The organism is Kribbella sp. NPDC050470, from assembly GCF_044458365.1.
GTDB lineage: Bacteria > Actinomycetota > Actinomycetes > Propionibacteriales > Kribbellaceae > Kribbella.
In genome coordinates this window covers 203,443-226,328 of the sequence record NZ_JBITHV010000005.1, presented here as the reverse complement: position 1 = coordinate 226,328, position 22,886 = coordinate 203,443, and the positions used below count along the sequence as shown (strand labels likewise).

23 protein-coding genes are annotated in these 22,886 nt (G+C 68.6%); 10 read left to right on the top strand and 13 right to left on the bottom strand.

Annotated elements, in window-relative coordinates:
* Positions 1-8: 8 nt before the first annotated feature.
* The 4 genes from ACIBGM_RS16340 to ACIBGM_RS16325 all read right to left on the bottom strand — a co-directional run bounded on the left by ACIBGM_RS16340 (position 9) and on the right by ACIBGM_RS16325 (position 4,365).
* Positions 9-878 carry a carbohydrate ABC transporter permease gene (locus ACIBGM_RS16340; protein ID WP_396385999.1) on the bottom strand — a complete coding sequence of 290 codons (870 nt, stop codon included), beginning with the start codon at positions 876-878 and terminating at the stop codon, positions 9-11.
* Positions 875-1,825 (bottom strand): carbohydrate ABC transporter permease, encoded by a 951-nt coding sequence (locus ACIBGM_RS16335; protein WP_396385998.1) that lies wholly within the window; start codon positions 1,823-1,825, stop codon positions 875-877. Before ACIBGM_RS16335 ends, ACIBGM_RS16340 begins: the two co-directional genes overlap by 4 nt.
* The gene (locus tag ACIBGM_RS16330; RefSeq protein ID WP_396385997.1) at positions 1,826-3,199 is read right to left on the bottom strand and encodes an ABC transporter substrate-binding protein; all 1,374 of its coding nucleotides are present in this window, start codon (positions 3,197-3,199) and stop codon (positions 1,826-1,828) included.
* Positions 3,200-3,372: 173 nt separating this feature from the next.
* Positions 3,373-4,365, bottom strand: coding sequence for a LacI family DNA-binding transcriptional regulator (locus tag ACIBGM_RS16325; RefSeq protein ID WP_396385996.1), 993 nt, complete (start codon positions 4,363-4,365; stop codon positions 3,373-3,375).
* 67 nt (positions 4,366-4,432) lie between these two features.
* On the opposite strand from ACIBGM_RS16325, the gene ACIBGM_RS16320 reads away from it, so the two are divergent.
* From ACIBGM_RS16320 to ACIBGM_RS16310, 3 genes are read left to right on the top strand one after another with little or no spacing between them, the layout of a single operon-like run.
* Entirely contained in the window at positions 4,433-5,680 is a 1,248-nt protein-coding gene (locus ACIBGM_RS16320; RefSeq protein WP_396386216.1) for a DUF4032 domain-containing protein, read from the top strand.
* 50 nt (positions 5,681-5,730) lie between these two features.
* The gene (locus ACIBGM_RS16315) at positions 5,731-6,228 is read left to right on the top strand and encodes a SigE family RNA polymerase sigma factor (RefSeq protein ID WP_360516485.1); all 498 of its coding nucleotides are present in this window, start codon (positions 5,731-5,733) and stop codon (positions 6,226-6,228) included.
* Positions 6,228-7,274, top strand: a complete 1,047-nt coding sequence (locus ACIBGM_RS16310; RefSeq protein ID WP_396385995.1) for a hypothetical protein — start codon at positions 6,228-6,230, stop codon at positions 7,272-7,274. The genes ACIBGM_RS16315 and ACIBGM_RS16310 overlap by 1 nt, the downstream gene beginning before the upstream one ends.
* A gap of 27 nt (positions 7,275-7,301) precedes the next feature.
* Here the strand turns inward: ACIBGM_RS16310 and ACIBGM_RS16305 are convergent, their stop codons facing one another.
* The 7 genes from ACIBGM_RS16305 to ACIBGM_RS16275 all read right to left on the bottom strand — a co-directional run bounded on the left by ACIBGM_RS16305 (position 7,302) and on the right by ACIBGM_RS16275 (position 12,878).
* Positions 7,302-7,703, bottom strand: a complete 402-nt coding sequence (locus ACIBGM_RS16305; protein WP_360516479.1) for a type II toxin-antitoxin system VapC family toxin — start codon at positions 7,701-7,703, stop codon at positions 7,302-7,304.
* Positions 7,703-7,975 (bottom strand): type II toxin-antitoxin system prevent-host-death family antitoxin, encoded by a 273-nt coding sequence (locus ACIBGM_RS16300; protein ID WP_360516476.1) that lies wholly within the window; start codon positions 7,973-7,975, stop codon positions 7,703-7,705. The genes ACIBGM_RS16305 and ACIBGM_RS16300 overlap by 1 nt, the downstream gene beginning before the upstream one ends.
* 100 nt (positions 7,976-8,075) lie before the next feature.
* Positions 8,076-8,921 carry a family 16 glycosylhydrolase gene (locus ACIBGM_RS16295; RefSeq protein WP_396385994.1) on the bottom strand — a complete coding sequence of 282 codons (846 nt, stop codon included), beginning with the start codon at positions 8,919-8,921 and terminating at the stop codon, positions 8,076-8,078.
* Entirely contained in the window at positions 8,921-9,742 is an 822-nt protein-coding gene (locus ACIBGM_RS16290) for a carbohydrate ABC transporter permease (protein WP_360516473.1), read from the bottom strand. Before ACIBGM_RS16290 ends, ACIBGM_RS16295 begins: the two co-directional genes overlap by 1 nt.
* Positions 9,739-10,710: a sugar ABC transporter permease gene (locus ACIBGM_RS16285; protein WP_360516470.1), complete on the bottom strand. Its 972-nt coding sequence runs from the start codon at positions 10,708-10,710 to the stop codon at positions 9,739-9,741. The genes ACIBGM_RS16290 and ACIBGM_RS16285 overlap by 4 nt, the downstream gene beginning before the upstream one ends.
* Positions 10,707-12,077 carry an ABC transporter substrate-binding protein gene (locus ACIBGM_RS16280; protein WP_396385993.1) on the bottom strand — a complete coding sequence of 457 codons (1,371 nt, stop codon included), beginning with the start codon at positions 12,075-12,077 and terminating at the stop codon, positions 10,707-10,709. The genes ACIBGM_RS16285 and ACIBGM_RS16280 overlap by 4 nt, the downstream gene beginning before the upstream one ends.
* 21 nt (positions 12,078-12,098) lie before the next feature.
* Positions 12,099-12,878, bottom strand: coding sequence for an NAD(P)-dependent oxidoreductase (locus ACIBGM_RS16275; protein ID WP_360516464.1), 780 nt, complete (start codon positions 12,876-12,878; stop codon positions 12,099-12,101).
* A gap of 146 nt (positions 12,879-13,024) precedes the next feature.
* Here ACIBGM_RS16275 and ACIBGM_RS16270 point away from each other — a divergent pair, with 146 nt between their 5' ends.
* From ACIBGM_RS16270 to ACIBGM_RS16260, 3 genes are read left to right on the top strand one after another with little or no spacing between them, the layout of a single operon-like run.
* The gene (locus tag ACIBGM_RS16270; protein WP_360516461.1) at positions 13,025-14,257 is read left to right on the top strand and encodes an ROK family transcriptional regulator; all 1,233 of its coding nucleotides are present in this window, start codon (positions 13,025-13,027) and stop codon (positions 14,255-14,257) included.
* Complete coding sequence (gene dgoD / locus ACIBGM_RS16265) at positions 14,254-15,399, top strand: galactonate dehydratase (protein ID WP_396385992.1); 1,146 nt, start codon at positions 14,254-14,256, stop codon at positions 15,397-15,399. The genes ACIBGM_RS16270 and dgoD overlap by 4 nt, the downstream gene beginning before the upstream one ends.
* Before the next feature lie 20 nt (positions 15,400-15,419).
* Positions 15,420-16,667: a glycoside hydrolase family 27 protein gene (locus ACIBGM_RS16260; RefSeq protein ID WP_396385991.1), complete on the top strand. Its 1,248-nt coding sequence runs from the start codon at positions 15,420-15,422 to the stop codon at positions 16,665-16,667.
* Here ACIBGM_RS16260 and ACIBGM_RS16255 read toward each other — a convergent pair.
* Both ACIBGM_RS16255 and ACIBGM_RS16250 read right to left on the bottom strand, forming a co-directional pair.
* Positions 16,648-17,415 (bottom strand): SDR family NAD(P)-dependent oxidoreductase, encoded by a 768-nt coding sequence (locus ACIBGM_RS16255; RefSeq protein ID WP_396385990.1) that lies wholly within the window; start codon positions 17,413-17,415, stop codon positions 16,648-16,650. The genes ACIBGM_RS16260 and ACIBGM_RS16255 overlap by 20 nt on opposite strands.
* The gene (locus ACIBGM_RS16250; protein WP_360516450.1) at positions 17,412-18,563 is read right to left on the bottom strand and encodes an acyl-CoA dehydrogenase family protein; all 1,152 of its coding nucleotides are present in this window, start codon (positions 18,561-18,563) and stop codon (positions 17,412-17,414) included. Before ACIBGM_RS16250 ends, ACIBGM_RS16255 begins: the two co-directional genes overlap by 4 nt.
* A gap of 85 nt (positions 18,564-18,648) precedes the next feature.
* Between ACIBGM_RS16250 and ACIBGM_RS16245 the strand changes: the two genes are divergently transcribed.
* The 4 genes from ACIBGM_RS16245 (at position 18,649) to ACIBGM_RS16230 (ending at position 22,861) form a co-directional block, all read left to right on the top strand.
* Positions 18,649-19,233: a TetR/AcrR family transcriptional regulator gene (locus ACIBGM_RS16245; RefSeq protein ID WP_360516447.1), complete on the top strand. Its 585-nt coding sequence runs from the start codon at positions 18,649-18,651 to the stop codon at positions 19,231-19,233.
* A gap of 17 nt (positions 19,234-19,250) precedes the next feature.
* Positions 19,251-20,921: an alkaline phosphatase D family protein gene (locus tag ACIBGM_RS16240; protein ID WP_360516444.1), complete on the top strand. Its 1,671-nt coding sequence runs from the start codon at positions 19,251-19,253 to the stop codon at positions 20,919-20,921.
* Between the two features lie 48 nt (positions 20,922-20,969).
* Positions 20,970-21,848, top strand: a complete 879-nt coding sequence (locus tag ACIBGM_RS16235) for a S1 family peptidase (protein WP_396385989.1) — start codon at positions 20,970-20,972, stop codon at positions 21,846-21,848.
* A gap of 128 nt (positions 21,849-21,976) precedes the next feature.
* Positions 21,977-22,861: a S1 family peptidase gene (locus ACIBGM_RS16230; protein ID WP_396385988.1), complete on the top strand. Its 885-nt coding sequence runs from the start codon at positions 21,977-21,979 to the stop codon at positions 22,859-22,861.
* Positions 22,862-22,886: the final 25 nt, after the last annotated feature.

Genomic DNA, 22,886 nt, shown 5'->3' with positions numbered 1-22,886 from the left:
AAATCTCCTTATCCTTTGAGGCTTCCGGCGGTGAGGCCGGACATGATGCTGCGTTGGAAGATGAAGAACACCAGGATGGTGGGCAGGCTGGCGATCACCAGGGCGGCGATCAGCACGTTCTGCGGCATCTGCGCGGACAGCGACGCGATGCCGACGCTGATCGACATCTTGTCCGTCTCCGGCAGCACCAGCAGCGGCCAGACGAAGTCCTTCCACACCGTCACCACCGACAGGATCGACACCACGCCGAGGATCGGCCGCGACACCGGCAGCACGATCGACCACAGGATCCTGGCCGGCGACGCCCCGTCGATCTCCGCCGCCTCCAGCAGTTCCCGCGGAATCGAATCGAAGAACCGCTTCAGCAGGAACACGAAGAACCCGTTCGCTGCTGCCGGCAACCAAATCGCCCACGGCGTGTTCAGCAGGTCGAGGTGCAGGATCGGCAGGTCCTTCGCAGTCAGGTACGTCGGCAGCAGCAACACCATCGGCGGGATCATCAAGGTCGCGAGCATCGCGCCCAGCACGACCTTCCCGAACACCGGCCGCAACTTCGACAACGCGTACGCCGCCGTGACGTCGACCGCGAGCGTGAACAGCCAGGCGCCCCCGGCGTACAGCACGGTGTTCTTCAGGAACACCCCCAGCTGCAGCTGCTCCCACGCCTCCTTGTAGACCCCGAAGTCGTAGTCGTTCGGGAAGAAGCTCGGCGGGATCTGCGCCAGCTCGTCCGGCGACTTGAGCGCGCCGGTCACCATCCAGTACAGCGGGAACACGAAGGCGCCGGTGAATCCGACCACCGTCAGGGTCAGCGTCGCCCAGTACATGACCCGGCCGTGCGGAGTCCGCAGCGCCTGTGGTGAGACGAGGGTTCTCATCGTTCGGCCTCCCGGGACACGCGCAGGTAGATCGCGGAGAACACCATCAGCACGACCATCAGCATCAGGCCGAGCGCGCCACCGCCGCCGAAGTCGCCGAAGTTGAAGGCGTACTGGTACATCAGGTAGGCCACCGTGACGGTCGCGTTCTCCGGGCCGCCGCCGGTCAGCAGGTACGGCTCGATGAACACCTGCATGGTCGCGACGACCTGCAGCAGCAACATCACCAGCAGGATCAGCTTGGTCTGCGGGATCGTCACGTGCCAGACCCGCCTGAACAGGCCGGCCCCGTCGAGTTCGGCCGACTCGTACAGGTCACCCGGGATGCTCTGCAGCGCGGCCAGGTAGATCAGCGTGCCGGTGCCGAGGTTCATCCAGGTCGAGACGAGCACCAGGCTGACGAGCGCCGTACTGGTCGAGTCGAGCCAGCTCAGCGGCGGGATGCCGAACACGTCCAGCACCTGATTAAACAGGCCGGATCCCGGGTCGTAGAACCACTTGAACAGCAGTACGGCGACCGCCGGCGGCAACATCACCGGGAGGTAGACGACGAACCGCAGGTACGCCTTCGCATGCTTGAGCTCGTTGAGTACGACGGCCAGCACGAACGGCACGGCGTACCCGATGACGAGCGCAAGCCCGCTGAACACCGCCGTGTTGATCCAGGCCGACCGGAACGCCGGGTCCTCGATCACGGTCCGGAAGTTGTCGAACCCCACCCACTTCGGCGGGTCGACGAAGTTGTTCTCCTGGAAGGACAGCAGCACCTCCCGCACCATCGGGTACCAGGAGAACAAGGCGAAACAGATCAACGCCCCACACAAGAACCCGTACGCCGTAAGATTCCGCCCCACCGCTCTCCGCAGAGCGCCGTGGTCGCCGGGTGACTGCGGGTCCGTCGTCCGCATCGGGTGCGAACGACGGACCTGCTCCTCGGTAACAGTCATCTAGGTGTTCTTCGCCAGGATCTTGTTGGCCTTGGACTCCGCGTCGGAGAGGAGTTTGTCGATGTCGGCGTCCTGCCGGGTGAGGACGGCGGACATCGCGACGTCGAGGACGGCGTACAGCTCCTGCGCCTTGGGCGGCTCGAGCTTGTTGGTGATGGTGGACTGGGCAGCGACGTACGGCGCGAAGTGGTCGACCGGCACGGTGGCGTACTGCTTGCGAAGGGCAACGATCTCCTTGCCCGGCGCGGAGTCGCCGTACAGGTCCGGGATCGGCAGCCCGACCGGGCGGCCCTGCTCCTTCGACCGCTGGTAGTTGAACTGCCCCTTGCCCGGCGTGAGCTCGTGGAACTCCAGCCACAGCAGGCCGGCCTTGATCTTCTCCGGCGTCGCCTTCGGGTTGAACATGTAGCCGTCGCCACCGCTCAGCGACGCCTTCCCCTCGGACTCCGGTACGGCGGTGACGCCGTAGTCCTCGAACTTGCCCTGGAAGTCGTTGTTCACCGACTGCACCACGTCCGGCGCGCCGATCATCATGCCGAGCTTGCCGGAGCCCATCATCCGCATCAGGTCCTCCCACTGGAGGAGCTGCTTGCTGCCCATCGAGTTGTCGTTCCAGCGCATCTGCTTGAGGTTCTCCAGGACCGCCTTGCCCTCGGCGCTGTTGAACGCGGCCGTCTTGCCGTCGTCGCTGACCATCGAGCCACCGCGTGCGTACAGGCTCGCGGCGAAGTGCCAGCCGCCGGTGTTGCCCGCGGAGTACTCACCGAAGCCGACGTACCCGGCGCCGAGCCCGGCGATCTTCTTGGCCGCCGCCTGCACCTCGGACCACGTCTTCGGCGGGGCGTCCGCGTCGAGACCGGCCTGGGTGAACAGCTTGCGGTTGTAGACCAGGCCCATGTTGTAGTTGTTGCGCGGCAGGCCGTAGGTCTTGTCGCCGTCCTCGAACACGCCCAGGACGTCGTCGCGCAGGTCAGCGGTCGCCTTCACGGTGCCGACGTGCTCGCTGATGTCGGCGGCCTGCCGGGCTTTGATGATCTTCTGCACGTCGGTGTAGTAGACGTAGAAGACGTCCTCCTGGGTGCCGCCGGCCAGCTTCGCCTGGAAGGTGTCCGGGTTGATGCAGGGGAACGCGTCCTTGCTCTGGACGGTGATGTTCGGGTGCAGCTTCTGGAACTCGGCCACGTCCGCGTCCCAGGCCGCGCGTTCCTTCGGATTGCTCTTCGGCGGCTGGCAGCCGACCGTGATCGTGACCGGCCCGTCGGCTCCCGCTGAGCTCTGAGCGTCCGGTGTGTCGTCCCCCGATCCACAGGACACGGCCCCCAGGCCCAGTCCCACCGCCAGCAACAGGCCGAGGCCGCGGCGCGTTGTCGTCATCTTCCACCCTCTCCCTCGATCGTGAGCACACCGTAGGCAACTCGACGCGAGCGCGCAATACCTCGACTTGAGAATGCAAAATCGTGACTACAGCCAGGTAGTCGAGGCCAACGCAAACAGCCGCCGACCGGCCAGCGGTCGACGGCTGTGGGGTTGCGGGTACGGCGGACGGCTCAGCCGCGGGCGCGGGTCGTGGAGGCCCGGACCACCAACTCGGGTTCGAAAAGGAGCTCGTCGGCGGGGACTGCGGCGCGCTCGATCAGGGCGACCAGCATGTCGACGGCAGCCCGGCCCATCGCGTCGATCGGCTGCCGGACGGTGGTGAGTGGCGGGTCGGTGCAGTTCATCATCGCGGAGTCGTCGTACCCGATCACGGAGACGTCGTCGGGCACCCGGAGGCCGGCCCGGCGGACCGCGCGAATGGCGCCCAGGGCAAGGATGTCGCTGGCGCAGACGATGCCGGTGACGCCCTTGTTGACCAGCCGGGTGGCGGCCGCGTGCCCGCCCTCGAGCGAGAACATCGTGTGCTCGACCAGGTCCGGATCGGATTCGTCCGACGCGGCGAACGCCTCCAGCTTGCGCCGGGACGGAATGTGGTCGCGCGGGCCGAGCACCATGCCGATCCGCCGGTGACCGAGCGCCCGCAGGTGTCCGATCGCCATCTCGGCGGCGACGTAGTCGTCCGAGGACACCTGCGGGAAGCCGAGGTGGTCGACGGCCGCGTTGACCAGCACGGTCGGCAGCTTGCGCTCCTGGATCAGCTCGTAGTGCTCGTGCGGCGCGTCCGCCTGCGCGTAGAACCCGCCGGCGAAGACCACGCCGGAGACCTGCTGCTGCAGGAGCAGGTCGACGTAGTCCGCCTCGGACACACCGCCGACCGTCCGGGTGCAGAGCAAGGACGTGAAACCTTGCTGCGCCAGCGCTCCCCCGACCACCTCGGCGAACGCCGGGAAGATCGGGTTCTGCAACTCCGGCAGCACCAGGCCGACCAGTCGTGCGCGATCCCCGCGCAGCTGGGTGGGGCGCTCGTACCCGAGCACGTCCAGCGCGGTGAGCACGGCCTCCCGGGTGGCTTCCGACACTCCCGGCTTCCCGTTCAGGACCCGGCTCACGGTGGCTTCGCTGACGCCGACCTTCTTGGCCACCTCTGCAAGTCGTCGTGTCATGCCGCAAACACTACGCCAGATCACGCAAGTTCTTGCAACAACTTGCGCTCCTCGCTGAAGCCTCAGGATTCCTGACAGACTGGGGGCCGTGCCCCGATTCGTCGCCACCCGCCCGGACACCGGTCTGCTGTCGCTCCCGTGGGATGTCCCGCTGGAGGACTGGCCCGAGGACCAACTGGTCGCGCTGCCGCGCGGTATCTCGCGGCACGTGGTCCGGTTCGTCCGGGTCAACGGCACTGTCTACGCGATCAAGGAGGTGCTCGAGCATCTCGCGCTGCACGAGTACCGGCTGCTGCGCGACCTGGAACGGCTGGAGTCGCCCTCGGTCGAGCCCGTCGGCGTGATCACCGACCGGATCGACCGCAACGGCGAGCCGATCGACTCGATCCTGATCACCCGGCACCTGCAGTTCTCGCTGCCGTACCGCGCGCTGTTCTCCAGCACGCTGCGCCCGGACACGGTCAACCGGCTGATCGACGCGCTGGTCGCGCTGATCGTCCGGCTGCACCTGCTCGGCTTCTTCTGGGGCGACTGCTCGCTGTCCAACACGTTGTTCCGGCGCGACGCCGGCGCGTTCGCGGCGTACCTGGTGGACGCCGAGACCGGTGAGCTGCACCAGGACATCTCCGACGGGCAGCGGGCGCACGACCTCTACACCGCCGAGATCAACCTGTTCGGCGAGCTGCTCGACCTGCAGGAGGGCGGGCTGCTCGACCCGGACATCGACCCGCAGGAGACGGTCCAGTCCATCCAGGACCGGTACGAGGCGCTCTGGGCCGAGCTGACCGCGCCGGAGGAGTTCGCCACCGACGAGATGCACCGGCTGGACTCGCGGATCCGCCGGCTCAACGAGCTCGGGTTCGACGTCGCCGAGATCGACATCATCACCGACTGGGACGGCAGCCAGGTCCGGATCCAGCCGAAGGTCGTGGACGCCGGCCACCACTCCCGCCGGCTACTCCGGCTGACCGGCCTGGACGTGGAGGAGAACCAGGCCCGCCGGCTGCTCAACGACCTCGACTCGTTCGCCGCCGCCACAGACCAGCAGAACGAGGACGAGGAGATCGTCGCCCACCAGTGGCTGACCGACGTCTTCGAGCCGGTGGTCCGCTCGGTCCCGCGCGACCTGAAGCGCAAGCTCGAGCCGGCCGAGGTCTTCCACGAGGTTCTTGAGCACCGGTGGTTCCTGTCCGAGGAGGCCGGCCACGAGGTCGACACGATGGAGGCGGCGCGCTCGTACGTCGACGACGTACTCCGGGCCAAGCCCGACGAGAAGCTGGCCCTCCCGACCCCGGCCACCTCCGAGGCGGACTGACGCTGCAACGTTCCGCTCTTCCATCGCGTGGTTAGGGGTGGGAGGTACCGATGGAACGGCCGGAGTTCGATGCGTGGGTGGGACAGCGCGGCGCGGCGTTGTTGCGGTTCGCGTACCTGATCACACGCGACCACAGCCGGGCCGAGGAGGCCGTGCAGGACGCGCTGGTGGCGGCGTACTCGCGGTGGGCACGGATCTGCCGCGACGGTGACCCGGAGTCCTACGTACGGCGCTCGATCGTCAACGCCGACATCTCCCGCTGGCGCCGGTTCTTCCGCCGGGAGAGCCCGACGGCGGATCCACCGGCGGACTCGCCGAGCCCGGATCATGCGGTCGCTCAAGCCGAACAGGACGCGGTCTGGGCGTTGTGTGCGACGTTGCCGGCCAAGCAGCGGGCGGCCGTCGTACTGCGGTACTACGAAGACCTGCCCGACGCCGAGATCGCCGAGATCCTCGAGTGCAGCCCGGCGACCGTGCGGTCGCAGATCCATCGTGCGCTGGCGAGCCTGCGCACCACTCTGACCACAGCCGAGGAGGTCAACCGCTGATGGACGCCCACGAGAAGCTGATCGTGACGAGCTTGTCGAAGCATGCGACGGAGGCGCCGTCGGACGACGACCTGCTGGCCGCCGTCCACTTCCGGCTCCGGCGTCGCCGGACCGGTCGCACGATCGGCGCCGCCGTACTCGCGTGTGCAGCGGTCGCGACCGCGCTCACCGCGACACATTCGATCAACGAGATTCGCACGGACCCTCTGGTCGCGCGGCCCGGGACGCCGGACGCCGGGTGGCGGTGGGAGTCGTACAAGACCGTGCAGGTCCAGGTGCCTGCGGACTGGACTCAGCACGTCTCCGGGCCGGCGCCGTGTCCCGCATTCCCGTCGCCGGGCAGCAGGCCGATCATCGGCCGGAACAACGACTGGCTCGGCAACTGGGGCTACACCTGCGAGGAGGCCGTCCTGCCGGTCGAGCGACGGCAGCAGTACGTGTGGTTCAACGACGTACAGGCACCTGGCATCAAGCAGTACGACGCCGGTTGGACCGAGGAGACGCGGTTGGTCGCCGGGGTGAAGATCAGCGTGCTGACCACAAACGACGCTCTCCGCAAGCGCATCCTCGACTCGGCCCGCCCGATCACCGGCACCGACTACTACGGCTGCTCCCCGACCGACTCCGGCCCTCGTGGCACCGGCCTCGACGCCACCGACCGCATCACGTCGGCCGGCATCTGCGAGTACTGGAACAACACCCTGGTCGCCGCCTCCACTCTGACCGGCGCCCAAGCCACCAGCCTCGCCCAACGCCTGGCCACCGCCCCGAAGGGCGCACCCCCGGGCGGCTGGGCACCAGGCTGCACGGACGACGACCAACGCACCTTCGTCGTCACCCTGCACGGCCGCACCCAGTCCTACCCAGTCCGCATCACCTACGCCCTCTGCTACGTCTCCGGCACCTTCCAGTTCCCCACCACCGACGGCATCACCGAACGCCACACAGACGCAGCCACCCTCGACCTCGTCCGCCAGAACGTCCACCACCCCCACCAACCGAGCGACCTCTTCGACGGCCCCCGCCTGACCCCGTCACCCCGCTGACCGTCGTGCCTCGAGGCAACCGACTGTTCAGTCCACGCCCGGGCTCGCGGTGGGAAGACCGATCGCCTTGGCAGTGGCCAGCAGCCGACGGTCGTAGGAGACAAAAGCCGTGAGATCGTCGCCGAGGACAGCGTCCGCGGTGGCTAGGTGGATAGCGTCGAGCGACCGGATCCCCGGGTCCTGATATGCCGCCGCAGTGGTGCGCACCGTCTCGTCGACGTCATACACAGCGATCTGCGCCAGCACGGAGGGCGCAGCAGTGAGCAGAGCCGGCTCATGGCGCCGGAGGGCACGCGGGAGTTCCACCTCGACCAATGACGACGAGACGAAGATCCGATCGACCTGTTCGTTCAGCCAGTCAACGAGTGCGTCCGACGCGGCCTCCCGGCGGATGAGCTTCACCACCGCCGCAGAGTCGAGATAGATCATCAGTAGCGCTCCTCGTTCCGCATCTCCTCCAACAGCGCACCCGACTCGTAGTCGGTCCGCACCTCTCCTCGCGGGCGCGAAAACCGCCTGTTCAGCCGGGCCGGACGGAAGCTTCCGGTAGCGAGCAGCCGTGCCGTCGGCGACGGCACGGCTGGGATGAGGCGAGCGACGACCACACCGCGCTCGGTGATCTCGATCTCCTCGCCGTGCTTGACCCGGGCCAGCACTCGGGCCGTTTCCTGGTTCAACATCCGAATTGGGACCTCAGCCATGACCGCATCATAGTACATATTTGTCTGACACCATCCTCTCCTCGTCGGTCGCCAGAGAAGATAGGGGTGTTGCGACCCGGATCAGGCGTTGTCCACAGGGCTATTTCGCGCGGTACACGCGGACGTAGTCGATGTCGAAGGAGTTGGGGAAGGGGGTGGTGGCGTCGGGTGGGCCGCCTCGGTCGGGGTTGGCCCAGGTGCCGCTGTTGAGGACGACGTACATGGGTTTGGACGGGACTTGGGCGCCGGTGATGGTGTACGTCGGGAGGCCGTCGGTGTAGAAGGTGATGCGGCCGGGTGACCAGAGGACGCCGTACTTGTGCCAGCCCGTCGTCGGAGTCAGGCCCGTGGACCAGTGGCTGTCCCAGCGGACGTCCGGCCAGTTGCCGGAGGCGAGGCCGCTGTGCATGCTCTCGATGCTGCCGAACCACTCCGCGACGTCGATCTCCGGCGGCCAGCTCCGGTCCTGCGGGATCAGCCAGAACGCGGGCCACAACCCCTTGGCCGCCGGGAACTTCGCGCAGATCTCCCAGTAGCCGTAGGCCTGGGAGAACTTGTCGTGCGAGGAGATGAAGCCCTCGGTGTACTGATAGGTCCCCGCCGGGTCGGTGCCGACCACCGGCTTGTTGTCGGTGACCAGCCGCAGCCGGCCGCGCGATAGTACGACGTTCTCGTCGACGGCATAACTCCCGTACGAGGTGTTGTGGTAGTGACCGCCCGCTCGACCCGGGAAGTCCATCACCGTGCTCCAGCGGTTGGTGTCGAGCGCGCGCCCGCTGAACTCGTCATGCCAAGCCAGCGGCAACCCACGAGCAGGCTCCGACGTCTGCTCTGTGCAGGTCGGCCCGGATCCTTCTTCGACCATCGGTTCAGCCTGAGCAGTGCTGGTGAGGCAGGCAGCCACCAGCAGGCCGGCCGCCCCGATCGACCAGGTTCGTCGTCTCATCACTTGATTCCTGACGTCGAGAAGCCGCTGACGAAGCGGCGTTGCATGAACATGAAGAGGATGAGGACGGGGAGGACGTACATGACGGCGCCGGCGGCGACCAGGTTGTTGAGGGGGAGGCCCTTGTCGTTGACGTAGCCGGTCGCCATCGCCACCGCCAGCGTGGTGCTGTCCTGGCTGAGGAACATGGCCGGCCCGACGAAGTCGCCCCAGGCGCCGGTGAAGGACAGGATCACGCTGGCCGCGATCACCGGCCAGGACTGTGGCAGGAAGATCCGCCAGAAGATCCCGACGTACCCGCAGCCGTCGATGATCGCCGCCTCCTCCATCTCCCGCGGGATGCCGGCGAAGAACTGCCGGAACAGGAAGATCAGGAACGCGCTGCCGCCGAGCCCCCACGCCACCCACGGCCAGTACGTGTTGACCATGTGCAGCTTCGCGAAGATCAGGTACGTCGGCACCAGCGTCACGATGCCCGGCAGCATCATCGTGGACAGCAGGACGACGAACAGCTGCTTCTTCCCCGGCGCGGTCAGCCGGGCGAACCCGAACCCGACCCAGGCCGAGCTGAGCGTGGTCAGCGTCGTGGTGATGAACGCGATCGTCAGTGAGTTCTGCAGGGCGCCGACGAAGTTCACGCTGGTGACCGCCTCGGTGTAGTTCGCGAGCCGCGGCGTGTTCGGGAACCAGGTCGGCGGGAAGGACGCCATCTCGGCCGGCGACTTCAGCGAGGTCTGCACCAGCCAGTAGATCGGGCTGAGCATCACCAGCACGACGCTCAGCAACACGATGTAGAGCGCGTAGCGGTAGGACCGGGTCATCGCTTCCCCTCCGGCTCGACGGTGTAGAAGACGGTCCGGGCACTGACTTTGATGATCACCAGCGTGACGAGCAGGATGACCGCGAACAGCATCCACAGCATCGCTGAGGCATAGCCGAAGCGGGACGCGGAGAAGTACTGCGCGAACACGTGGATCATGTACATGTAGTTGCCCTGCGGCACCGTCCCGGCCCCACTGAGCGAACCCGAGGACAGCAGCAGTGGCGCGAACGACTGCAACGATCCGATCACCCCGGTGATCACCTGGAACAGGATCACCGGCGACAGCAGCGGCACGGTGATCCTGGCGAAGGACTGCCAGTACGACGCCCCGTCCACCTGAGCCGCCTCCTGCAACTCCTTCGGGATGTCCTGCAACCCTGCCAGCGAGATGATCATCGCGCCGCCACAGCCCCACATCACCAAGCCGTACAGCACATAGCGGGCGTTCGGATCGACCAGCCAGGTGATCGGATCCAGGCCGAAGCTACTCAGGATCCCGTTCGCCGCCCCGGCGTCCCGGTCGAAGATCAGCCGGAACGTCAGCGCCGCACCCACCGGCGGGACCACCGCCGGCAGGTAGATCAGCGCCCGGAACAGCCCACGGGCCCGGATCGGCTGGTTCAGGATCACCGCGAGCAGCAGGCCGGCCAGGATCGACAACGGCACCGTGACGAGGGTGAACACGCCGGTCTTGGCCAGCGAGCTCAACGTCAGCGGATCCTGGAAGATCTCGACGTAGTTCGCGAAGCCGACGAAGTGCGTCTTGGGCGACAGACCGTCGGAGTCGGTCAGGCTGAGCCAGAACGCGTACCCCAGCGGGAACACGGTCAGCGCGACGAACCCGATCAGCCACGGCGCGACGAACAGGTAGAAGGTCCGCGCCCGCCGCAGGCTCGGCGGCCGTTTCGGAGCCTCGACAGCCGGCGGCGCCTCCGGACGTCGTACCTCGGTCAGGACCGAGCTCACCGGAGCCGCTTCTTTCCGTCCTCGAGCTGCGCGTTGATCTGCGAGTTCAGCGTGTCACCGAGCTGCGCCGCCGAGAGCGTGCCCTTGATTGCCTTGGGCAACTCACGGCCGATCACGGTGTTGATCGCGTCCAGCCGCACGTACGGCGTGAACGACATCACCGAGAAGTGCTCCTTCTCGGCCATCTGCACTTCGTAGGCCTGCTTCTGGTACGGCAGCTTCTGCGGCATGAGCTTCTGCAGCGACTTCAGCGGCGGGATGCCCCAGCCCCCGGCCGCCCGCGCCTTGGCCGGGTCACCGGCCAGGAACCACTCCATCACCGCGAACGCGGCATCCTTGTTCTTGCTGGCCTTCGGGATCCACAGCCCGGTGCCACCGAAGCAAGGGCTGACCCGGCGGCCGGTGTCGAACTGGGGCGCCGGCGCGAAGCCCGCGACCTTGGCGGACTTGGCGTCGCCGGAGAACAGGCCGCCGAGCCAGTAGCCGCTCAGTGTGGCCGCCATCCGGCCGGCCTGGAACGTCGGCCCGTCCCAGCCGTTCGGGTCGGGGTTGAGGACGGTCGGGCCGATGCCTGCCTTGGCGTACTCCAGGTACCAGCTCAGCGCCCGCTGGGCCTCCGGGCTGCTGAAGTCGACCGACGCGAGGTCGTCGGCGGTGAGCTTGCCGCCGGCCAGGTCGGTCAGCCAGGTCAGCTGGGTGAACAGGCCGAGCCCGTTCGGGTTCAGGCCGTAGACGCTGACCTTGGCGCCCTGCCGCTTGGTCAGCTTCCGGCCCTCTTCGAGCAGGTCGTCGAGCAGCAGCGGCGTGGTCGCGCTCGGCCGGGCCACCTTGGCCGCGTCGAACAGGCCGCCGTTGTACCAGAGCATGCAGTCCTGCGAGTAGTCCTTCGCGAACCCGTACCGCGGCCCGCTGCCCTGCTTCTGGCCGTCGTACCGCCAGACGTCGTTGACCGGGTCGATGTCGTCGGCCTTGATCAGCGTGCTCTTCTCGAAGTACGGATCGAGGTTCTCCGCGACCTGCCGGGCCACCAGGTACGGCGTCTCGGTCGCGCCCATCCCACGGACGACGTCCGGCGGGTTGCCGCTGGCCAGCATCGCGGTCAGCTTGGTCAGGTCGTACTCGACCGTCTTGACCGTGATGCCGAGCGCCTGCGAGGCCGCCTTGGCCTCCTTCGGGCCGAACTCACCCGACTGGGACATCACGGTCACGGTCCCCTTGACGGCCGAACCCGAGCCCGTGCCCGATCCCGCGGCCGGCGTGTTCGTCGAGGACGCGGGCGAGCAGCCGACCGCGAGCGCGCCGCCGACGGCGGTCCCCGAGAGCGCGAGGAACCGGCGGCGGGAGAGCCCTGGATTCGTGGTGGTCATGTCGAACCTCTCATTCCGAAGTCATTCCGAAAAGTCGTCGAAGAGCCGGCAGACCGGACCGGAGGAGGGGCCGGCCCGGTCTGCCAGCGGCTCGCTGTCGTCCTCGGGCCGGTAGCCGAGCTCGTGCCGGGCCGAGGTGATGTCCCAGTGGTTGCGGGTGTTGGCGGAGACGCCGAAGTGCACGCCGTAGTGCTCCCGGGCGTTGAGCGCTGCGAGCACCAGTCGCCCGGCGTCGCCGTCGGACAGCCACTGGCCCAGGTAGCGCCGCTCGGTCAGCGGCCAGCCGGTCAGACCGAGTCGCAGGCAAGTGACCGAAGCACCGGTCCGCGCCGCGTGCGTCCGGCCCAGCGCTTCCAGCACGACCTTGCCGAGGCCGTACGGACAGCACGGGCGCGGATCGACCCGCGGATCGACCGGCCAGTACTGCGGCCGGTTGTACTCACCGACCACATGCAGGGAGCTGGCCAGCACGATCTTCGGTACGGCGTGGGCCGCAGCCGCCTCCAGCACGGCCTGGGTCGGCCGGACGTTGGCGGCGTACACGCTGTCCCAGGTCTGCCACGGGCTGCTGTTCGCGGCCAGGTGCAGCACGGCGTCGGCGCCTTCGAAGGCCCGGTACGCCGCATCTGGGTCGCCGATGTCTGCCTGCAGGACCTCCTCGCCGGACGCGGCCGGCGCAGACCGGTCGACGAGCCGGAGCCGGTAGTGCTTGCGCAGCTGAGGCAGCACCACCCCGGCCACCCGGCCCAGTCCGCCGGTGATCACCACCAGCGGCTCACGGTCGTTCCGCACAGCGCTCATGTCGTGCCATCCATGTCGCCCGGCCGGGACCGATACCCGATCTGTGTCGGGAATTGTTCGAGCAGTTCCGGGTCTGTGTCAAGAGTGTGAACACACTATGTCAATTTTGTTGACGTCGACCGGACCGGGCGTCGATACTCGACGACGTGGCTGCCAAGGACACCGGATCACTGCGAGCGCTACGGCGTACCAACTCCGAACGGATGCTGTCCGCCCTGATGGATCACGGGGCGTTGCACCGGGCGGAGCTGGCTCGCATCTGCGGCCTGTCCCGGACCACCGTGTCGACGATCGTCGCGGACCTGATCACCGGTGGGGTGGTGATCGAGGTGGTCGGCGACCAGGTCGCCCAGGCCGGGATCGACGCCTCCGAGGTCGACGGGCGGGCCCGCGGCTTCCTGCGGGCGAACCCGGACGCGGGCGCCGCGGCCGGCCTGGACTTCACCCTCGAGCGCGTCTGGGGTCACGTCACCGACCTGTCCGGGCGGACGCTCGCCAGCGCGGGCGTCACCACGCCGCGGGACACCCCGTGGCAGGAGCGGCTGACCGCCGGCGTCGCGCTGCTCGATGACCTGCTCACCGAGACCGGCCTCGATCGCCATGACCTGGTGGGTGTCGCGATCGGTGTCCCCGGTCCGATCGATCTGCAGACCGGAGTGGTCGGGCCGTCCCTGCCGGGTCAGGCCTGGGCGGGCGTGAACGTGTCCGCCGAGTTCGGGCGGCATCTCGACGTGCCACTGCTGGTGGACAACAACACCCGGCTCGAGGCGGTGGCCGAGTTCACCTGGGGCGCGGGCCGGGGTGTCCGGGACGTGCTGTTCCTCGGGCTGTCCACCGGGATCGGGGCCGGATTGCTTGTCGACGGCAACCTTCACCACGGGGGCGCCCGCGGCGGCGGTGGCGAGGCCGGGCACATCTCCGCGGACCCGGCCGGCGCCCCGTGCCCGTGCGGGAACCGCGGCTGCCTGGTGCAGTACGCGTCGCTGACCGCCGTACTGAAAGCCCTGCAGCTGAACGACATCGACGAGTTGCTCGCCTCGGCGAGCGCCGGCGACCCGGAGACGGTGCGCGTGCTGCGGGAGGCCGGTGAGGTGACCGGGCGGGTGCTGGCGAACATCTGCAACCTGATCAACCCGGGCGTGATCATCATCGGCGGCGAGCTCGCCCGGACCGGCGACCTGATCCTGGAGCCGATCCGGGCCACCCTGCGCCGGTCCGCGATGGCGCTCACCCGCGACGCCGAGGTGGTCGCCGCGGAGCTCGACCTCGGGGTCCGCGCGGGCGCGTCCGGCGCCGCCGCCCTGGTCCTGCGACAGACCGACCAACTCGTCGCCGCCCTGCTGGCCGGCGCAGAACTCCGAACGAATGAGGCCGTGTGAAGATCGTCGGATACGAGACCTTTCTGGTGGCGCCGCGATGGCAGTTCCTGCGGATCGACACCGACGAAGGCATCAGCGGCTGGGGTGAGCCGATCGTCGAAGGCCGGGCCGAGGCGGTGCAGGGGGCGGTCGGCGCGCTGATGGAGTACCTGGTCGGCACGGATCCGCTGCGCATCGAGGACCACTGGCAGACGCTCGCCAAGGGCGGTTTCTACCGCGGCGGTCCGGTGCTCTCCAGTGCGCTGGCCGGGATCGACCAGGCGCTGTGGGACATCAAGGGCCGCTACCACGAGACGCCGGTGCACGAGTTGCTCGGCGGTCCGGTCCGCGAGCGGGTCCGCATCTACACCTGGGTGCACGGCCGCGACAACGCGCAGATCGTCGACGACGCCCAGGCGAAGGTGGCCAAGGGATTCTCCGCGATCAAGCTCAACCTCGCCGAGGCGCTGCCGCCGATCCCGTCCGCCGCGCAGATCCATGCGATGGTGAGCCGGGTCGCCGCGCTGCGCGAGGCGCTCGGCGACGGGGTGGACATCGCGCTCGACTTCCACGGCCGGTTCAGTACGGCGGCCACCCGCCAGATCCTGCCGTTGCTCGAGCCGCTGCTGCCGATGTTCGTCGAGGAGCCGGTGCTGCCGGAGTTCGCCCGGGACCTGCGCCGGGTCACCGAGTCGACCAGCATCCCGATCGCGATCGGCGAACGCCTGTACTCACGCTGGGACTTCCGCGACGTCCTCCCGGCCGGAATCGCGGTCGCCCAGCCGGACATTTCGCACGCCGGCGGCATCTCCGAGGTCCGCCGGATCGCCGCGATGGCCGAGGCGTACGACGTGGCCGTCGCGCCACACTGCCCGCTGGGCCCGATCACGCTGGCCGCGAGTCTGCAGGTCGACCTGGCAACGCCGAACTTCCTGATCCAGGAGCAGAGCCTCGGCATCGAGTACGGCGGCGGCAGCGCAGGGCTCGATTACCTGGTCGATCCACAGGTGTTCGCCTTCGTGGACGGCCACATCGTGCGGCCCGCCGGTCCCGGCCTCGGCATCGAGGTGAACGAGGAGGCCGTCAGGGCCGCCGCGGCCGAGGGGCATACGTGGAGATCACCGGTGCTGCGGCACTCCGACGGCTCGTTCGCCGAATGGTGACCCGGGCGCACACCCCGCCGATGGGGTGGAACAGCTGGGACTGCTTCGGGACCACGGTCACCGAGGCCGAGGTGCTCGCGAACGCGCAGGTGATGCACGACAAGCTGCTCGGGTCCGGCTGGGACACCGTGGTCGTCGACATCGCCTGGTACGACCCGACCGCCCGCTCGCACGGGTACAACACGGACGCGCCGATCGTTCTGGACGACCACGGCCGCCAGTTGCCGGCGCCGAACCGCTTCCCCTCGGCGGCCGACGGCGCCGGCTTCCGGCCGCTGGCCGCCGCGGTGCACGACCTCGGCCTGAAGTTCGGTCTGCACATCATGCGCGGCATCCCGCGTCGCGCGGTCGAGCTGGATCTGCCGGTGTTCGGCACCGAGTGGACCGCGCGCGAGATCGCCGACCCGGAGCACGTCTGCGCGTGGAACCCGGACAACCTCGGCCTGAACCACGACCACCCCGGCGCCCAGGCGTACTACGACGCGCAGGTGGCGCAGTTCGCCGCGTGGGGTGTGGACTTCATCAAGGCCGACGACATGCTGGCGCCGTACCACGATCGTGAGATCGCGGCGTACGCGAAGGCGATCGAGCGCAGCGGCCGGGACATCGTGCTGTCACTGTCACCCGGCACGCACCTGTCGACACACCACCTCGACCACCTGCGGGCGAACGCGCAGATGTGGCGGATCTCCGACGACCTGTGGGACCGCTGGGAGGACGTGCACGCACAGTTCGCGCGGCTGGCGCGCTGGGCGCCGTTCCAGCAGGCCGGCGGGTGGGCGGATGCCGACATGCTTCCGCTCGGGCACATCGGGATCCGGGCCGAACGCGGCGACGACCGCGCCAGCCGGCTCACCTGGGACGAGCAGAAGACACTGCTCACGCTGTGGGTGATGGGCCGGTCGCCGCTGATGATGGGCGGTGACCTGCCGACGACCGATGACGAAACCCTTGCCCTGCTGGCCAACCCCGCGCTGTCGGAGCTGCTGACCTCGTCGTACGACGGCCGCGAGGTGATCCGCGAGCCGCTCGACGACGGCGAGCTGATCGTGTGGACCGCCCGATCGCAGGAGTCCGCCTACGTGGCGATCTTCTGGACCGGGGAGTCCGCGCGGAAGGTGTCCGTGCCACTCGAGTCCCTGGCAGCAGCATCCGGCCAGGCGCACGACCTGTGGGACGGGACTTCCCAGCCCGTCACCGGACACCTCGAGTACGACGTGCCCGCGCACGGCGTGCGCTGGCTGAAACTCAGCGCGGCGGCATCCTGAGGGCGCCGTCGAGGCGGATGACCTCGCCGTTCAGCAGCTGGTTGTCGATGATGTGACCGACCAGGGCGGCGTACTCCGCCGGGCGCCCGAGCCGGGACGGGTGCGGTACCTGCTGCTCGAGGACCGTGCGGGTCTCCTCCGGGAGGCCCGCCAGCATCGGCGTCTCCATCGTGCCCGGCGCGATCGTGACGACCCGGATCCCCTTGTCCGCAAGGTCGCGCGCCGCGGTCAGCGTGAGGCCGACGATGCCGCCCTTGCTGGCCGCGTACGCCGCCTGGCCGACCTGGCCGTCGTACGCCGCGATGGACGCCGTCATTACCACGACGCCGCGGTCACCGTCTGCGCCGGCCGGCTGCGCGATCATCCGCTCGGCGGCCAGCCGGAGCACGTTGAAGGTGCCGATCAGGTTCACCTCGACGACCTGCCGGAAGGTTGCCAGCGGCAACGGACCCTTCCGGCCGACGACTCGGCCCGGAGTGGCGATCCCTGCGCAGGTGACGACCACACGGAGGTCTCCCAGGTCGGCCGCCGCGTCCAGGGCCGCGGTCACCGCGGCCTCGTCGGTGACGTCGGCCGGGGCGAACACGACCCGGTCGCCGAGCTCGTCCGCGATCGCCTTGCCCGGGGACGACGGCAGGTCGACGATCACGACCCCCAGTCCGTCGGCGGCGAGCCGCCGTACGGTCGCCTCACCGAGGCCGGAACCACCGCCGGTGACGAGTGCGACGTCGGACGGGGCAAGCTTCATTTGACGCTCCTGAGCAGGTCGCGGCTGATCACCAGCCGCTGGATCTGGTTGGTGCCTTCGAAGATCTGGGTGACCTTGGCCTCGCGCATGTAGCGCTCGGCCGGGAACTCGCGGGTGTAACCGTACCCACCGAGGACCTGGACCGCGTCCGTGGTGACCTTCATCGCGGCGTCGGTGCAGACCAGCTTGGCGATCGCCGCCTGCTGGGTGAACGGCTTGCCGAGGTCGCGTCGCCGGGCGGCCTGCAGGTACGTCGCCCGGCCCGACTCGACCGCGGCCGCCATGTCGGCGAGCAGGAACTGCATGCCCTGGAAGTCCGCGATCGCGTGGCCGAACTGCTGCCGCTCCAGCGCGTAGGACGCGGCCACGTCGAGCGCAGCCTGGGCGAGGCCGATCGCTGCAGCGGCGATGCCGAGCCGCCCGGAGTCCAGGGCGGACAGGGCGATCCGCATGCCATCGCCCTCGGCGCCGATCAGGTTCGCCGCCGGGACCCGGACCTGGTCGTAGTTGACCAGCGTCGTGGTCGAACCGGTCATGCCCATCTTGCGCTCGGGCGCGCCGAAGCTGAGCCCCTTGGACGAGGCCGGCACGTGGAACGCGGAGATGCCGCGCTTCGGGTCGTCCGACGTCCGGGCGAAGGTGGTGTAGAAGTCGGCGTGCGAGCCGTGGCTGATCCAGGCCTTGGTGCCGGTCAGGACGTAGTCGTCGCCGTCGCGGACCGCCTTCGTGGTCATCGAGCTGATGTCGGACCCGGCCTGCGGCTCGGACAGCGCGTAGGCGCCCAGCTGCTCACCGCCGACCATGTCGGGCAGCAACCGGGCCCGCTGCTCCTCCGTGCCGAAGGTGGCGACGGCGTAGCTGGTCATGGTGTGCACCGACACCCCCACACCGACCGACATCCAGGCGGCGGCGATCTCCTCCAGCATCTGGAGGTACACCTCGTACGGCTGCTCGGCGCCGCCGTACTGCTCCGGGTAGGGCAGGCCGAGCAGGCCGGCCTTGCCGAGCGTGCGGAACGCGTCCCGCGGGAACGTCTCGCTCTCCTCGGCCTGCGCGGCGTACGGCGCCAGCTCGTGCTCGCACAGGTCGCGGACCAGGGCGAGCAGGTCAATGGATTCCTCAGTCGGCAACAGCCGATCGACAGCCATCAGGCACCCCTCTCAACGGCTGACGAAATGATACTCGTAACGATACTGAAGCCCAAAGTTCCGTATCGTTCTATGCTGTCTCGATATGACAACAGTCGTTCCGGGGCGGCGTACCCGCAGGCAGTCCGAGCTGCTCGACCGGCTCCTGTCCCTGTTTCTGACGCAGGGCTTCAGCCGGTTCACCCTGGACGACCTGGCCGCCGAGCTGCGCTGCAGCAAGACGACCCTCTATGCGCTCGCGCCGAGCAAGGAGCAGCTCGCCGTCGAGGTGGTGAAGCACTACTTCAAGAATGCCACCGCTCAGGTGGAGTCCGCGGTGGCCCGGCAGACCCGGCACGACCGGCGGATCGCGGCGTACCTGAACGCGGTCGCGGACGCGCTCCGGCCGGCCAGCCGGACCTTCCTCGACGACGTGGCCCGGTTCGCGCCGGCCCGCTCGGTGTACGAGCGGAACACCCGGATCGCCGCCGACCGGGTCCGGACGCTGATCGAGGACGGGATCAACCACAAGGCGTTCCGGCCGGTCGACATCGCGTTCGCCGCCGAGATGATCGCGCACACCATGCAGGCCATCCAGCGCGGCGACATCGCCCGCCGGACCGGCCTCAACGACGCCGAGGCCTACCGCGAGCTCGCCTCGTTCGTCCTGCATTCGCTGCGGTTGGACTGAGATTGTAGTTTTTCCGGATGGAACTCAGGTTGGGGCCGCTGCTGCGGTATGTCGACGACACCCGGGCCACCGTCTGGGTCGAGACCAGCGAGCCCTGCGAGGTCGAGGTGCTCGGCCACCAGGCCCCGACCTGGTCGGTGCACGGGCACCACTACGCGCTGGTCCGGATCGAGGGTCTGACGCCGGCCAGCGAGACGCCGTACGAGGTCCGGCTGGACGGGGCGAGAGTGTGGCCCCCCGAGGACCAGCCGTACGGCGCGAGCGTGATCCGGACACCGCGGGCGGACGGGACCTTCCGGCTGACGTTCGGGTCCTGCCGGCGGTCGGCGCCGTTCGACGCCAAGGGGTTCAAGGCGTTCGGCCCGGACGCGCTGGTCGCGCTGGCCGAGCGGATGGCGGCCGGCGTCGAGGAACCGCCCGACGCGATCCTGCTGCTCGGCGACCAGGTGTATGCCGACGACCCGTCGGACGTCGTACTCGAGAAGTTGCGGGAGGCGCACGGCGGGCGACAAGGGTCCGAGGTGGCCGACGAGATCGGCAACTACGAGGAGTACACCTGGCTGTACGACGACGCGTGGCTGACGCCGGCGGTGCGCTGGCTGTTCTCCACGGTCCCGCTGTGCATGCTGCTCGACGACCACGACCTGCGCGACGACTGGAACACCTCGCTGACCTGGCGCCGCTGGGTAACTGCACAGCCGTGGTGGCATGACCGGGTCGTCGGCGCGTACGCGTCGTACTGGGTCTATCAGCACCTCGGCAACCTCTCGCCGGAGCAGCTCGACCAGGACGCGACGTACCGGGCGATGCTCTCGATCGAGGACGACGAGGAACGTACGGCGTACCTCGACAGCTTCGCGTGGGCAGCGGACGAGGACCCGGCCTCCACGCGATGGAGTTTCGTCCGCGACTTCGGCGCAGCATCCCGCGGAGTCCGGCTGGTCGCCGTCGACTCGCGCTGCTCGCGGCACCTCGAGCCCGACGAGCGGGCGATGGTCGACGCGCACGAGTGGGAGTGGGTGCGCCACCACACCGTCGAGGCGTCCCGGTCGATCCACCACCTGCTGCTCGCGTCGACGCTGCCGTTCCTGCTCGCGCCCGGGCTGCATCACCTGGAGGGCTGGGACGAGGCGATCTCGTCCGGCGCCTGGGGATCGCGGGCGGCGAAGGTCGGCGAGCGGATCCGGCAGGGCATGGACCTGGAGCACTGGGCGTCGTTCCGGAAGTCGTTCGACGACGTGACCGATCTGCTGGCCGCTCTGGCCGGTGGCGAGGACCCGCCGGCCTCGATCCTGATGCTGTCCGGCGACGTGCACTGCAGCTACCTCGCCGAGGCCGACCTGCTCGCCATCGACCATCCCAGTACGGCGATCCGCCAGCTCACCATGTCGCCGTTCCGCAACCCGGTCCCCCGTCACATCCGATGGGCCAACCACCTGCTCGACAAGCGGTTCATGACGACGTTGCTGCACAAGCTCGCCCGGTCGGCCGGCGTCCGGGATGTCGCGGCCGAGTGGCGGATCGCGCGGGGGCCGTGGTTCGGCAACGGCGCGATGACGGTGACGCTGTCCGGCGAGGACTGGGCGGTCGACGTCGACCACGCCGAGCTCCGCGGCGACCGTCAGTTGCTCGACCGGACGTTGACCTACCGACGCTTAGACTCGCCTTCCAATCGTTTGATGTCCTGAAGCTGCCACGGCCGGTTCGCCCGCGGCTTGTCACGGAAGGCTTATGACATGCGATCTTCCACCCTCAGACGTACGGCGGCAGTCGTCGCCGCTACTGCTTTGTCTCTGGCTGCGCTGCCACTGGCGCAGGCCGACCCGGTCAAGCCGCCGCGGCTGTCCGCGGCCAAGATCACGTCCACGCTCAACGAGGAGGTACACACCCCCGGCACGGCCTGGATGACCCGGCCGGACGGCAAGGTGCTCGTCTCCTACGACTCCACCGTCACCGGTTCGAAGCTGACCGCCCTGACCAACGTCACCAAGAAGCTCGGCGAGAACGTCGTCGTCGAGAAGCTGCCCGGCAAGCTGACCAAGTACGTCACCGGCGGCACCGGCATGTGGGGTGGCGAGGTCAAGTGCTCGGCCGGCTTCAACGTCCAGCGGAAAGGCAAGTACTACCTGCTGACCGCCGGGCACTGCGGCAACGAGGCGACCACCTGGTACCAGGACGCCGACCACGACCTCTACCTCGGCAAGCTGCACCACTCCAGCTACCCGTGGAACGACTACGCCCTGGTCATCTACCCGACCGTCATCCGTCCGCCGGGCGGCGCCGTCTACCTGTACAACGGCCGCTCGCAGGACATCACCACGGCGATGAACCCGGGCATCGGTCAGCTGGTGTACCGCTCCGGCATCACCACCGGCCTGCACAGCGGCCGGGTGACCGGGCTGAACGCCACCGTGAACTACGGCGACGGCCGGGTCGCGGGCCTGATCCGGACCAGCGTCTGCGCCGAGCCCGGCGACTCCGGCGGCCCGCTGTTCTACCGGCACTGGGCCTTCGGCCTGACCTCCGGTGGCTCCGGCGACTGCGACTCCGGCGGTGTCACCTACTTCCAGCCGGTGGTCGAGGCCCTCAACGCGTACGGGGTGTCGGTCTACTAGACGCAGGATTTCCCTCACGCTCCGAACTCGCCTGAATACTCAGGGACAAAAGCGGGTACTAATGCACACGGTTTAAGTCAAGGACGCACCCGCCCCGAGCGCGTCCTCATCGTGAGGAGGCTGAAACCGTGAACATTCTGCCCATCCGCCGTACCGCTGCCATCCTGGTAGCAGCCGGACTGACGGCCGCCGGCCTGCTGTCGACGCAGGCCTCGGCCGCTCCGGTCGACCCGTCGACCCTGTCGGCCTCGGCCATCAGCGCGACCCTGTCCAGGGACGCGTCCATCCCGGGCACCGCCTGGCAGACCAACCCGGACGGCCGGATCATCGTCTCGTACGACGAAACGGTCACCGGTGGGAAGCTGACGGCGCTCACCAACGTCACGAAGCAGTTCGGCAACCGGGTCACGCTGGAGAAGATGTCCGGCAAGCTGTCGAAGCTCATCCGCGGTGGCGACGCCATCTACGGCGGGCAGTACCGCTGCTCGCTCGGCTTCAACGTCCGCAGCGGCAGCACGTACTACTTCCTGACCGCCGGTCACTGCACCAACATCGCGTCCAGCTGGTACGCGAACTCGAGCAAGACCACGCTGCTGGGCTCCCGCTACGGGACGAGCTTCCCGGGCAACGACTACGGGATCGTCCGGTACAGCACGTCGTACACCAACCACCCCGGCACGGTGAACCTGTACAACGGCTCGTCGCAGGACATCACCTCGGCCGGGAACGCGTTCGTCGGCCAGGCGGTCAAGCGCAGTGGTAGCACGACCGGTCTGCGCAGCGGCTCGGTCACCGGCACCAACGCGACGGTGAACTACGCCGAGGGCACGGTCACCGGCCTGATCCGCACCAACGTCTGCGCCGAGGGTGGTGACTCCGGCGGTGCGCTGTTCGCCGGCACCGTGGCCCTGGGCCTGACCTCGGGCGGCTCCGGCAACTGCTCCTCCGGTGGCACGACCTACTTCCAGCCCGTCACCGAAGTTCTCTCCCGCTACGGCGTCAGCGTCTACTGACACCAACGCAGAACAGCGCCCCGGA